The sequence below is a fragment of the Vibrio thalassae genome, assembly GCF_900089835.1.
GTDB classification, from domain to species: Bacteria; Pseudomonadota; Gammaproteobacteria; order Enterobacterales; family Vibrionaceae; genus Vibrio; species Vibrio thalassae.
Window position 1 is genome coordinate 23,036 of record NZ_OANU01000113.1, and the last position, 11,890, is coordinate 34,925.

Annotated in this window: 12 protein-coding genes; 5 read left to right on the forward strand and 7 right to left on the reverse strand. The window is 43.7% G+C overall.

Annotated features, from left to right (window positions below):
• Positions 1–90 precede the first annotated feature (90 nt).
• Positions 91–807, forward strand: coding sequence for a glycerophosphodiester phosphodiesterase family protein (locus VTH8203_RS19870; RefSeq protein WP_096995213.1), 717 nt, complete (start codon positions 91–93; stop codon positions 805–807).
• Positions 807–1,547, forward strand: coding sequence for a DeoR/GlpR family DNA-binding transcription regulator (locus tag VTH8203_RS19875; protein ID WP_096995214.1), 741 nt, complete (start codon positions 807–809; stop codon positions 1,545–1,547). Before VTH8203_RS19870 ends, VTH8203_RS19875 begins: the two co-directional genes overlap by 1 nt.
• 119 nt (positions 1,548–1,666) lie before the next feature.
• Here VTH8203_RS19875 and VTH8203_RS19880 read toward each other — a convergent pair whose 3' ends face one another.
• Positions 1,667–3,148: a carboxypeptidase M32 gene (locus VTH8203_RS19880; protein ID WP_096995215.1), complete on the reverse strand. Its 1,482-nt coding sequence runs from the start codon at positions 3,146–3,148 to the stop codon at positions 1,667–1,669.
• Between the two features lie 166 nt (positions 3,149–3,314).
• On the opposite strand from VTH8203_RS19880, the gene VTH8203_RS19885 reads away from it, so the two are divergent.
• Positions 3,315–3,956: a LysE family translocator gene (locus VTH8203_RS19885; RefSeq protein WP_096995216.1), complete on the forward strand. Its 642-nt coding sequence runs from the start codon at positions 3,315–3,317 to the stop codon at positions 3,954–3,956.
• A 415-nt stretch (positions 3,957–4,371) separates the two neighbouring features.
• On the opposite strand, the gene VTH8203_RS19895 is transcribed toward VTH8203_RS19885, so the two are convergent.
• The 6 genes from VTH8203_RS19895 to VTH8203_RS19920 all read right to left on the reverse strand — a co-directional run bounded on the left by VTH8203_RS19895 (position 4,372) and on the right by VTH8203_RS19920 (position 9,326).
• Positions 4,372–4,638, reverse strand: a complete 267-nt coding sequence (locus VTH8203_RS19895; RefSeq protein ID WP_096995218.1) for a DUF2960 domain-containing protein — start codon at positions 4,636–4,638, stop codon at positions 4,372–4,374.
• A 27-nt stretch (positions 4,639–4,665) separates the two neighbouring features.
• Positions 4,666–6,438 (reverse strand): bifunctional molybdopterin-guanine dinucleotide biosynthesis adaptor protein MobB/molybdopterin molybdotransferase MoeA, encoded by a 1,773-nt coding sequence (locus VTH8203_RS19900; protein ID WP_167385851.1) that lies wholly within the window; start codon positions 6,436–6,438, stop codon positions 4,666–4,668.
• A 2-nt stretch (positions 6,439–6,440) separates the two neighbouring features.
• Entirely contained in the window at positions 6,441–7,049 is a 609-nt protein-coding gene (mobA, locus tag VTH8203_RS19905; RefSeq protein WP_096995220.1) for a molybdenum cofactor guanylyltransferase MobA, read from the reverse strand.
• Complete coding sequence (locus VTH8203_RS19910; RefSeq protein ID WP_096995221.1) at positions 7,027–7,749, reverse strand: energy-coupling factor ABC transporter ATP-binding protein; 723 nt, start codon at positions 7,747–7,749, stop codon at positions 7,027–7,029. The genes mobA and VTH8203_RS19910 overlap by 23 nt, the downstream gene beginning before the upstream one ends.
• 63 nt (positions 7,750–7,812) lie before the next feature.
• The gene (locus VTH8203_RS19915; RefSeq protein WP_096995222.1) at positions 7,813–8,511 is read right to left on the reverse strand and encodes an ABC transporter permease; all 699 of its coding nucleotides are present in this window, start codon (positions 8,509–8,511) and stop codon (positions 7,813–7,815) included.
• Positions 8,511–9,326, reverse strand: coding sequence for an ABC transporter substrate-binding protein (locus VTH8203_RS19920; protein WP_370739261.1), 816 nt, complete (start codon positions 9,324–9,326; stop codon positions 8,511–8,513). Before VTH8203_RS19920 ends, VTH8203_RS19915 begins: the two co-directional genes overlap by 1 nt.
• A 342-nt stretch (positions 9,327–9,668) precedes the next feature.
• Between VTH8203_RS19920 and VTH8203_RS19925 the strand changes: the two genes are divergently transcribed.
• A complete protein-coding gene (locus tag VTH8203_RS19925; RefSeq protein ID WP_096995223.1) occupies positions 9,669–11,123 on the forward strand; it encodes a sigma-54-dependent transcriptional regulator in 1,455 nt (484 codons plus the stop codon).
• Positions 11,116–11,493, forward strand: a complete 378-nt coding sequence (locus tag VTH8203_RS19930; RefSeq protein WP_096995224.1) for a hypothetical protein — start codon at positions 11,116–11,118, stop codon at positions 11,491–11,493. Before VTH8203_RS19925 ends, VTH8203_RS19930 begins: the two co-directional genes overlap by 8 nt.
• The last annotated feature ends 397 nt before the right edge of the window (positions 11,494–11,890 follow it).

Sequence of the window (11,890 nt, forward strand, 5' to 3'; positions counted from 1 at the left end):
TGAAAATAAAATATTTTGTGATTTAAATCCCAGAATAATCTAATGTTTAAACTATTCTATGTTTTCATTTGAACATTGTTAGGGTGACTTATGATTATTGGGCATCGTGGTGCGGCAGAAGAGGCACCAGAGAATACAATGATAAGTGTCGAGAAAGCCATAGGCTCAGGTTGCACGTGGATAGAGGTTGATACACAACTAAGCGCTGATGGAGTACCTGTTATAATTCATGATAATTCGGTCGACCGATGTACCAATGGAACAGGTTATGTATCTTCTCTATCTTGTGCAGAATTACAGTCACTCGATGCTGGTAGTTGGTTTTCTGACGAATTCAGGGGAGCAAAAATACCTAGCTTAGAAGAACTGCTGCGATTCTGCAAAGCTAGAGATGTTGGTATAAATTTGGAGCTAAAGGTATACGATAAATCCACGATTGGTCGTCTAGTAACAAAGGTTTGTGAGATCATACTCAAGGTAGATTTTAAACTTTCGAGCCTTTTGATATCCAGTTTTTCAATTCAGGCCATTAAAGCCATTAAGCGAGAAATATCGGAGATGAGGATAGGCTTAATTGTAGATGATGCAAGCCAAATCGATCTAGATGAAATTAAGACTGTCGATATATTCAGTATACACGCAGACTATAAGAGCCTGACTGTTGATATTGCCAGAGATCTTCAAAAAAAGGGTTACGAAATCTACATTTGGACCGTTAACGACCCGGTTCAAAAAGAAATATTTAAGCGTATGAATGTAATCAATATTATAACAGATAGGCCATCAAATTTTTTGGGGAATAAATAATGGAGTTGAGCGAACGGCAACAGGGAGTTCTTGATCAACTAACACTTTATGGTGACATTCAAATTGATAAATTGGCCGCTATTTTTGAGGTGACACCGCAAACAATTCGTCGTGACGTAAACTACTTGTGTGAATGTGGGTTAGCTAGACGCGTTCACGGTGGGGTTAGTCTTCCCACCATGCTGTCTAATTCGACTTATCAACAACGCACACAAGTCGAGTCTGACATCAAGGTAAAGATCGCTAGACGTGTAGCCGCAGATATTCCAGAAGAAGCAACTATTATGATGGGTATTGGGACATCAGTTGTATATGTGGCTCAATTTCTCTCTAGCAGGCAGCATTTAAGAGTAGTAACTAACAATCTACAAGTAGCCAGAGTGTTAGAGAACAGGGCTAATATAGAGTTGTATCTTGCTGGTGGTATGATTCGGGGTAAACACCAAGATATTATCGGCCAGAGCGTTTTGCGCTTTTTTGGAGATTTTGAAGCTGATATTGGTATCATTGGCTGTGGATCTATTACTGAAAAAATGGTAGCGATGGAACACGAATATCAGGAGGCTGAAATTTCTAGATCTATACTCATCAACTCTCGTAAATGTTGGCTTTTATCAGACTCTAGCAAATGGGAACGACGTGCTTGCGTGAAAGTAGCAGGTTTAGAGCAGCTATCACGCATATATACAAACAAAGCAAACCTACCATCGGAACTACCGATACATCAAGTGGTTAATTGATGTTATTAAATGATAACTTAGCAGTAGAGGGTATGTTAGGTCACGGTAGTGCTATGATTATTATCAAAAAGGCTGTCCTTTCAACAGCCCTATAAATAGAAAAGTCATACACTGAAGCGTCAGAGGTAACGACGCTTAAGGTGCTCTTCAAAGTATTGAGAGTTTAACGTTTGACCAGTAGCGGAACTGACTAGTTCATCGGTTGTAAACAAGCAGCCTTTACTCCAGATATTTTCACTCAGCCAAGTGAAAATAGGGGTAAGGTCACCGGTTCTAATCGCCTCATTAACGTCAATAGTCTCCTCTATTGCAGCCATAAATTGCGCAGCATACATAGCACCCAATGTATAACTAGGGAAGTAGCCAAAGCTGCCATCTGTCCAGTGAATATCTTGCATACAACCGTCTTTGAAGTTGCCCTCTGTGGAAAGATTCAGTAATTGCTTCATCTTAAGGTCCCAGAGTTCAGGAATGTCTCTGTAGCCGATAATACCGTTCATTAAATCTCGTTCTATTTCATAACGCAAAATGACATGGGCTGGGTAGGTAAGTTCGTCCGCATCGACACGAATATAACCGGGTTGCACTCGAGTGTAGATTTTTTGTAGATTGCTTAGTTCGAATACTTGGTTGTTATTAGTCACGAAATGTTTTTGAGCCAATGGCGCTAAGTTTCTGATGAACGGTTCGCTTCTGCCTAATTGCATTTCAAAGAACAAAGATTGAGATTCATGAATGCCCATTGAACGGGCTTGACCAACAGGTAAGCCGGCCCATTTTTTGGGTAATCCTTGTTCGTAGCGAGCATGACCAGTCTCGTGAACGATGCCCATTAATGACTGAACAAAGTCGGACTCATCGTAGCGCGTCGTGATCCTAACGTCTTGAGGAACGCCCCCACAGAAAGGATGAGAGCTGATATCTAAACGGCCATGATCAAAATCGAATTGCAGTAATTTCATCACTTCCAAGCCAAGCGCATTCTGTTGCTCAGTGGAGTAGGATTCGTTTGTCTCATACACCGACTCAGATTTTTGTTTATCAATGACCTGCTGGGTTAACTGTGGTAACCAAGAGACTAGGTCACCAAAGATGGCATCGAGTTGTTTGGTGTTTACGCCTGGTTCATAAATGTCCAGCATCGCATCGTAAGGGGATAAGCCAGCTTGTTCCCCCCTAATTTGTGCTTCTTCTTGAGAGAGTCTGACGACTTGCTCAAAGTTTTTACAGAAACCATCCCAATCATTATTACCGCGTTGAGTGCGCCACGCATGTTCACATTTTGAGCCCGCTAACGATTTTGCCTTCACCAAATCTTCGGGAACCACAGTGGAGAGTTGCCATTGACGTTTCATTTCAGTCAAGCTGGCACGTTGTCCAGCGTCAAGATCATCAGATTGAGCTTGCTCAAACCAATCGGCTAGCTGTGGCGCTGTCGACAGTTGGTGGATATGAAGCGACAACTGAGCCATAGCCTCTGAACGAGCATGGTTGCCCCCGGATGGCATCATAGCCGCCGCATCCCAACCACAAATCGCGGATAAATGGCTGAAATTAGAAATAGTTTTATAGTGTTCAACCAGTTTGTTGTAGTTTTCCATGTCTTGTGACCTTTTGCGTGAACGATTCTCTAACTTAACACTAACAACGAGTGACGAAAAGTCATGCCACCAATACTAATCGGATTTGCAAAATAAGCGTGGCTTTTTTATTGCAGTTACCTCAAAATCCAAATTCTGTTTGATTAGAACAATAACATTGGACGTTATGCACATTCTTAACTTTGAAGCTTTCCTGATTGCTATCACTATTCTGACGTTGACACCAGGTTTGGATACCGCACTGGTGATTCGTAACACCTCTAGAGGTGGTTTTCATGACGGCGCGATTACCAGCCTTGGAATCTGTCTAGGACTGTTTGTTCATGCGACATTTTCAGCGTTGGGTATTTCGGTCATCCTAACGCAATCGGCGGAGTTGTTTTCGTTGGTTAAAACGTTAGGAGCTGGCTATTTAATCTGGCTGGGTATTTCCAGTTTACGCTCGTTAACGACGACGCAATCTATCGAACTGGAGAAAGGGAAGGTAAGTCGCGTCGTTATTTCACGCTCGTTAAGAGAAGGCTTTCTCTCTAATGTTCTGAACCCTAAAACGGCGGTATTTTATTTAGCATTCTTACCGCAGTTCATTAATCCAGAGTATTCACCATTTATGCAGTCATTGCTGATGGCCGCTATCCACTTTGTCATCGCTATGATTTGGCAGTGCGGTTTGTCTGGAATGTTGAATTCAGCCAAGTCATTACTCAAAAATGCGAGTTTTGTAAGATGGATGGAGGGTACGACGGGCGCTGTGCTCATTATCCTTGGGGTTAAGCTGTTGGTTGAAGAGCCTCCGACTGCTTCTTAGCTTTGTCTAATGAACGTTGCGCGTTGTAAAATTGGTTGAGAGTGACCGTTGGTGACTTGAGTAAAAATTTGTCGAAGCATTGATAGTATTGTTGAGAATCGTTGATCTGTTTACAGTAGTTACGCGCTTCTACATTATGGTTGTAAAGCTGTGTTTCGCTGGCAAACTCGTTATAAGACGCACAACCACTGAGAATAATCAATGTCGCTACTATAGAAATAACTTTAACCATATTTGTTCTGTTTCTATTTTTGTTGTAAAGCATATTACGGCTCAATTAGTATTGTTAGTTACCTTTTTACGCCGTTAGTTCCTCTTAGTTATCAAATTTTTCCCAAAGATTTACCTGAATCGTCTCTCAGAATAATAAAACACCGAGCCATTTGACTCGGTGTTTTGTTGCTGAGGGTAGTATCTACATCGGTTTTTTGCCAACTCCGAAATTCTCTTTTGGCATGAGTGTAATTTTACCAAAGCCAAGCTTCTTAAAGTGATTATCGCGATAATTGCGAACCGCTTTAGTGTCTGAAACTGCTTCGATTTGCTGTTCCATTTTAAGAAACTCAGAAAGGTCGATGCCCTCTGCTTCAGCGACAGCCTCATGAATATTGCGATGCTGTTGGTAAGAAAACGTGAGTGTTTTCTCTTCATTTTTGTATTCGTAAATAATGGTACGAGCCATGATTTTTTACCTGCTGATAATTTAGTGCTAAATTCTGCCTTGAAGTGGGATGATTGTCACGCTTTCGCCTTCTTTAACCGTATCGATATGTGGTGCAATCTCAATTAAGCAGTTTGCTTCACTCATTGAGCGCAGGATTCCAGAACCTTGTTTCCCAGTAGTGCGAACCGTTAACTGCCCTGATTCTTCACTGAATTCATAAAACCCTCGGCTAAACTCTGTTCTCCCTTGACGAGAGCGGAGTGGTTCAGATGCAATAGCAACGGCTTTGTGTGGCACAAACTGCTCGACACCTTGCATCTTCTTGATGGCAGGCTCAACAAAATTAATAAACGAAACCATCACTGCAACAGGGTTGCCTGGGAGTCCAAAAAATGGCGTGCCATTAATATCACCAAATGCGAGAGGGCGACCTGGTCGCATATTAATACGCCAAAAATCTACGTTACCGTGTTTCTCAAGAACGTTCTTGATAAAGTCAGCATCACCGACAGAAACACCACCAGAGGTGATCACTAAATCTGCATCGCTGCTGGCTTTGGTAATGGCATTCTCCATAATGGATTCGTCATCTTCAAGGATACCAAGGTCCACAATCTCACAGCCTAACTTTTCCAGCATCGCCATAATGGTGAAGCGATTCGAATCGTAGATAGAGTGAGGTTGCAACGGTGTGCCCGGAGCTTGGACTTCATCGCCTGTCGAAAAAATGGCGACTTTTAAGCGGCGATTGACTGTGATGCTATCTAACCCTAAAGAGGCGATCATGCCCATTTCAGGAGCTTGCAACAAGGTGCCTGCATCAAACACGGGTTGGTTAATGGCAAGATCTTCTCCAGCTTGACGAACATTCTGCCCAGTCTTAATACTGGCGTCGCCAAAGCTTACTAACTTGCCATCAACATTCGCTTGTTCGCGCATGACAACCGTATCAGCGCCAGCTGGCATTGGAGCGCCGGTCATGATTTGTACGGACTCGCCAGAGCGAAGTTCTTGGTCATAACCAGAACCTGCCATTACACTTGCAACGACTTTAAATTGTTCTCGCCCTGCATCAGCGCCAATGATGGCATAACCATCCATTGCTGAGTTGGTAAACGCTGGCACATTGATAGGGGATGAAATGCTTTTGGCTAGGGTGCGGCCATACGAATGAATGAGTGGAATGGTTTCATGCGTCGCTAACGCGTTGACAGCATTAAGAATCTGCTTTTGCCCTTGTTTTACCGATAGGAACGCAGGCGATAGTGTATCGCAGCATGCCGCTTCCTTATTAGACTGAGAAGCTTCTGGGTTAACATAGTTTAAGATGAACGTGGTGATGGCATCTAAATCATTGATGCTCATTGTGGGTAGTCGCACGTCCAATTCGCTATCACTGGCGATAGCGATTATATTGTCATCACTCGGGTGTAACCAAGGTTTGCCTACTTCTTTACGGTTTAACTCAATTTTGGGGAAGGCGATGTTTTTGCATCCCTCAACAAGAATCAAATCTAATGCTTGATGGTCAAAGCGTGTTAACAAGTATTCAAAGCTTGCTTCGGCGTCAGGGGTTTCAGTCATCAAGGCATGTCGGTATCGAGAGGAGATCAACATTTGACTAGCGCCAGCCTTACGAAGACGGTAACTGTCTTTGCCTGGTTTATCGACATCGAAATTATGGTGTGCATGCTTTAATACACCGATTCTCAGACCAGTGGCGGTGAGCTTTGGTAGTAAGGCTTCCAATAAGGTTGTTTTACCCGTGCCGCTATAAGCCGCGAAACCCAAAAGTGGGACATTGTTGATGGATTTGATGGTCATAGAGGACTCTTCTGTGAATGCTCAATCGTTGCCGACAGCTTCGACAGTTCTTCTGGAGTGTTAAGATTAACAAAACAATCGGGATTATCTGAAAAATCCACGTACTTGGTATCACATTCTTTGTATAGAAGAATGATTTTTCTATCACCACGCTCCAAAAATGCTTCTAGTTTAGGCAGCACGCGCTTATGAAACATGGTAAAAACAGGCTGATGAAAATCACCATCATGTGCGACTAGAATGTCGGTTGAGTCTTCGACAGCGTGACAAAAACGTTCCACAATATGTTCATCGATAAATGGGCTATCACATGGTACAAAACCTACCCAGTCAGTGGATGCTGTCGCTAAGCCAGCGTGCATTCCAGCTAAAGGCCCAGGATAATCCTTGTATGTATCGCTAACAACCGAAGCATATTGACTATATTGGTCTAAATTGCGGTTGGCATTAATGGTGATAGATGAGGTTTGAGTTTTGAGTCGTTGCAAAACATACTCGATTAAGGGCTTACCATTAAATTCAATTAGGCCCTTGTCATTTCCGCCCATACGAGACGCTTGGCCTCCGGCGAGGATAACCCAACTAGTCTGAGTTGGATGCAGCATAGTCACTCTCTTGATCGGTCTGTTTTTTATCAATAATTTGTAGCAGTGGGGATTCTATCAAGGTGCAGTCTTTTATCCACCATTGTTTTCGACACAACTTAGTCAAAGCATTCGTTTGGTGACTGGTAATCACAATACTCGAGCCATGCGTTAGTAGATCTTGAGCCATATAGACGAGTCGCTCAATGGATTCATGGTCCAAAGAGGCACTGGGTTCGTCCATCAATAAAATAGAGGGCTTAAGCACCCAAGCTCGCGCCATCGCCACACGCTGCTTCTCACCACCCGATAGTACGGAAACATGTTCATCAGCGAGTGTTTCTAGCCCAACTGAGCGTAATGCGGAAATGACCTCGGCACGTTTATCTTGAGCATCTAGCCGTTTGTGTTTGATGCCATAGACCACATTTTGATACACAGTACCATCAAAGAGATAAGGAGATTGGTGAAGATAAATTACGTCTTTACGACCGGCGCCCCCAAATAGGCATGACATAAAACGTGGGGAGCTAGGGTCAATCTCACCTGACGTTGGTTTTAATAAACCAGCCAGAATCTTTAGTAGCGTGGTTTTACCCACACCGTTATCACCTTTTAAATAAATCGCGGCATTGGGTCCAATAGTGAGGTCCGGGACATGGAACAAGACACGATCTTTGAACCGCATAGAAACCTGCTTTGCTTTAAGCTGTATTGTCATTATTGTCCCTCAAGCAGAGTCTTGAATTAATTGTAGTGTTTGAAACAAAAAACGTTGAGCAAGTTATGTTCTTAGCACACCTTTGCCGCGCATTGATGAAAGCATAAAATTAAGTACCAGAGCCAAAACTAACAGTACGATGCCTAATGCCACCCCTTGCGCAAAAGCGCCTTTGTGACTTTCCATCGCGATGGCCGTTGGGATATTTCGGGTAAGACCCATGATGTTGCCCCCAACCATCATAGAACAGCCAACCTCTGTTACGATACGAGAAAAGCCTGCAATGACGGCAGCCATTAACGGAAATCGAGATTCCCAAATTAACGTCATCAGCGTTCGAAAGCGAGATACGCCTAAAGTTACGGATGTTTCCATGGCTCTTCTGTCAGTACTTTGCAGCGCACCATGCATCATTGAGACGAGAACAGGAAAGCAAATAAGTATCTGCCCAACGATCATCGCGCGTTGGGTAAACAGCATTTCCCAATTACCTAATGGGCCGGAGCGTGACAGCAGCATATACAGCAATAGGCCAATGACAACGGTGGGTATGGCTTGCATCGTATTGACTAGCGACAGTAAAAACCATTTACCAGGAAAACTGCTATAAGCAAGGAGGTAAGAGACGAAGATAGCGGGTAGCACTACCAACGACACAGCGGAGATAGAAACGCTAAATGAGACGGCTACAATGCGCCACAAATCTTTATCTAAACTAAATAGGAGGCTTAACGCCTCCAAAGTCGTTTCGGTGATGTTCATTAACTGTTCGTTTTCTTCGCATCAGCGACAAATAGTTGTTCGCCCATTTTACGATAGCTATTAATCATAGATTGTCCCTTCTCAGATACTAACCAATTGCTCAACGCACGAGCGCCATTGGTATTAAGAGTAGGGTAACGCTCTGGGTTTACAATAATCACTTGATAAGGGTTGAAAAGCTGCTTATCTCCTTCGAACAAGATATCCAAATCAAGTTTTGCTTGATAGGCAAGCCAAGTACCACGGTCTGTCATTGTGTAGCCTTGCATCTCGGACGCCATATTGAGTGTTGGTCCCATACCTTGTCCGACTGAGCGATAACCGCCAAAGTTAGGTTCGATTTTTGTTTGTCTCCAGATTAGAAGTTCTTTTTTGTGGGTACCAGAATCGTCGCCACGAGAGACGAAAATTGCGTTGGTTTTCGCGATGTGAGAGAACACTTCTTCAATGGTTTTCTGGTCATGCACGTCAGCACTGTCTTTCTCAGGTCCTACAATGACGAAGTCGTTATACATAACACTACGCGGTTCAATACCGTAACCAGCTTCGACGAAGTTTTGTTCTGCTTTTGGCGCGTGTGTCATCACAACATCAACATCACCATTTTCACCCATTTTCAAAGACTTACCAGTACCTGCTGCAATAATATCAACTTGATAGCCAGTATCAGCGGTAAATTCAGGCAAAATGTAATCGAGAAGACCCGAATGATAAGTACTGGTTGTTGTTGCTAGGCGGATGCGAGATTGATCGGCGTCCGTACCACCTGCATAAGCCGTTGCAGACAGTGCTGCTAGAGACACAGCTGAAACCATTAATCTTGAGAATGTCATAATATTGTCCATTTTGGTTATTTTTATCGATAATCTGCGTAATTGCATGATAATCAGGGGAAGAACACCACCACCGGCACCATTGATACCCTCGGCATCAATGCTCATGCATAAGATACCCGTTTCTATACGCGTAGTACCCATAAGCAAAGACAATGCCATAATTTCCTTAGAATAAAAGTGGCAAAGTGCGACATTTTGCTAATATTTCTTGCGAATAAACTACGATTAGTTTGAGCTGGGACAAAATGTCGCAATTTAATCCATGATGTTTTATATCAGGTTGGTACACTCTGTCTCAAATAGGAACGATCACATATATTTATGACATTTTTTCAAACCTCTGATATCACTAATCAATTAACGTCACCGTATCTCGCCTTTTCCGTTCTTGTCGTCGATGATGAAGTTGGCATGCAGGGCATTCTTAAAAAAGCGCTGAGTAAAGGGTTTGGGCGCGTCGACACCGCAGGCAGTGTCGAAGAAGCAGAACTGCTGCGAATTAACCATCATTACGATCTGATCATTCTCGATATCAATCTGCCCGGGTGCTCTGGCATTGAGTGGGAAGAAGCCTTTAACAATTTAGACCGCAAAGCAGACGTGATTTTCATGACGGGTTATGCGGACTTAGAAGTGGCGATCAGCGCGCTGAAATTGGGCGCATCAGACTTTATTCTGAAGCCCTTTAACTTGGAACAAATGCTACAAGCGGTAAAACGTTGTATGGATAAAAGGCTAGCGGAACGGCTGAACGTAGCTCTAAGCCATGATATTAGTCGGCTAGTCAGTAAGGAAATCATCGGACTATCAGAAAAGACAAAAAACCTTAAGCAATTGATCAGTCAATTCGCACCGTCAAGAGCGTCGGTACTCGTTGAAGGCGAGTCGGGAACCGGTAAGGAACTCGTTGCAAGAGGAATACATGCGGCTAGTAAACGGCAAGGACCTTTCGTCGCTATTAACTGTGGCGCCCTTGCACCAGAGCTTCTAGAAAGTGAACTCTTTGGCCATGCGGCAGGCGCGTTTACTGGCGCTAAGAAAAATCGTGAAGGTCTGTTTCGAGTCGCGAGCGGAGGCACGCTGTTTCTTGATGAAATCGGAGAGATGCCGTTAGCGATGCAAGCGTCTTTACTGCGAGTGCTTGAGCAACGAACTGTCAGACCCGTTGGAACCGAGAAAGAAATTAGCATTGATGTGCGCGTCGTTGCCGCCACGAACCGCAACTTACAACAAGAAGTGGATCAAGGTAAATTTAGACAAGATCTTTTCTACCGATTGAATGTTCTAAAAATCGAAGTCCCAGCATTGAGAGAGCGACTTGCCGATCTCTCCGAGTTAGTTCCATTCTTTACTCGAACGCTAGCCAAAGAGCTTGGCGTCAGCCAGCCCAAATGGGCGCATGAGGATATGCATTCGATGCAAGACTATGACTGGCCCGGAAATGTTCGGGAACTGAAGAACCTTCTAGAGCGTTGCATTTTGCTTAACAAACCACCAGCACACTATTTTAGCGAATTGAAAGGGGCGCCAATTAGTACATCGATTACAATGTCGGTTAACGATCTGACTACCATGCCTGTCAATTATACCATCCAAGACGGGCAGTTCGGATATCCGAATTCTTGGTCGCTTAAAGATGTGGAGAAATCCCATATTCAACAGGTAGTATATGCACATGCGGGTAATAAATCTGCTGCCTCGCGTGATTTAGGCGTTGCACGTAAAACGTTAGAAAGAAAGTACAAAGAGTGGGACGAAGGTTGCGCAAATGAATAAGTTAGCGCGCCTTTGGAGTAAATGGCGCTATAGAACCAAATCAATGGTTCGCTATCGACTGTTGTTTTTGACATCAGCACCTATTGTTCTCACTTTGATTGCGTTATTTGGTATCACTTCGTATTGGTCCATTCACTATACCTGGCAAAGTGCGCTGATTGATGTTTCGGAGCGTTTAAGTATTGTGGCCGACAAAATCGATAGTTTGCAAGGCGAGCAGTATGACCATATTCAAGCCTTCTCGGAGTCCTATGAATTTCGTACTCGATTAGACCATATTCAAACGAATAATGAATTTGATGCGTGGGTAAGCTCCCAGCGACAACGTTATCAACTTGATTTCTGCGCTGGATGCCGGCAGCAAAAATAACGCTGTCTAAATACCAAATAATGGCGCAGCAGCGTTCCTTCTTTTATGTACTAGATCGTCGGCGTTTGAAATGGAGCCTTCTCTTGCAGATCATGCAGAGGTATGGCAGCAGAAGAATCATGTGCTTGAAGAACGTGCTCTGGTCAGTCGTTCCGTCATTGCGGTATTTGATGGCAACAGCCAGCTATCGGCGTTTTTCAAGGTAGTTGTCGCCTTTAATTTTTTAAGCAGCTTCTTTCTGCCTTTCAGGATTTAGCTTAACTTCACCAACTTCATCCCAGTTTCTAGATTCGTTTGACCACCGCTGTGGGTTGGCTGCTCTCGCTTGTTTATAAAGCTCTTTGCGCTTAGCTAAGATGGTACTATCCTCTCCATTATGGCGTTGAACTGGGGTCAC

Coding starts and splice junctions, on each gene's coding strand:
- VTH8203_RS19870 (WP_096995213.1), top strand. CDS start 91: ATGATTATTGGGCATCGTGGTGCGGCAGAAGAGGCACCAGAGAATACA.
- VTH8203_RS19875 (WP_096995214.1), top strand. CDS start 807: ATGGAGTTGAGCGAACGGCAACAGGGAGTTCTTGATCAACTAACACTT.
- VTH8203_RS19880 (WP_096995215.1), bottom strand. CDS start 3,148: ATGGAAAACTACAACAAACTGGTTGAACACTATAAAACTATTTCTAAT.
- VTH8203_RS19885 (WP_096995216.1), top strand. CDS start 3,315: ATGCACATTCTTAACTTTGAAGCTTTCCTGATTGCTATCACTATTCTG.
- VTH8203_RS19895 (WP_096995218.1), bottom strand. CDS start 4,638: ATGGCTCGTACCATTATTTACGAATACAAAAATGAAGAGAAAACACTC.
- mobA (WP_096995220.1), bottom strand. CDS start 7,049: ATGCTGCATCCAACTCAGACTAGTTGGGTTATCCTCGCCGGAGGCCAA.
- VTH8203_RS19910 (WP_096995221.1), bottom strand. CDS start 7,749: ATGACAATACAGCTTAAAGCAAAGCAGGTTTCTATGCGGTTCAAAGAT.
- VTH8203_RS19915 (WP_096995222.1), bottom strand. CDS start 8,511: ATGAACATCACCGAAACGACTTTGGAGGCGTTAAGCCTCCTATTTAGT.
- VTH8203_RS19920 (WP_370739261.1), bottom strand. CDS start 9,326: ATGGTTTCAGCTGTGTCTCTAGCAGCACTGTCTGCAACGGCTTATGCA.
- VTH8203_RS19925 (WP_096995223.1), top strand. CDS start 9,669: ATGACATTTTTTCAAACCTCTGATATCACTAATCAATTAACGTCACCG.
- VTH8203_RS19930 (WP_096995224.1), top strand. CDS start 11,116: ATGAATAAGTTAGCGCGCCTTTGGAGTAAATGGCGCTATAGAACCAAA.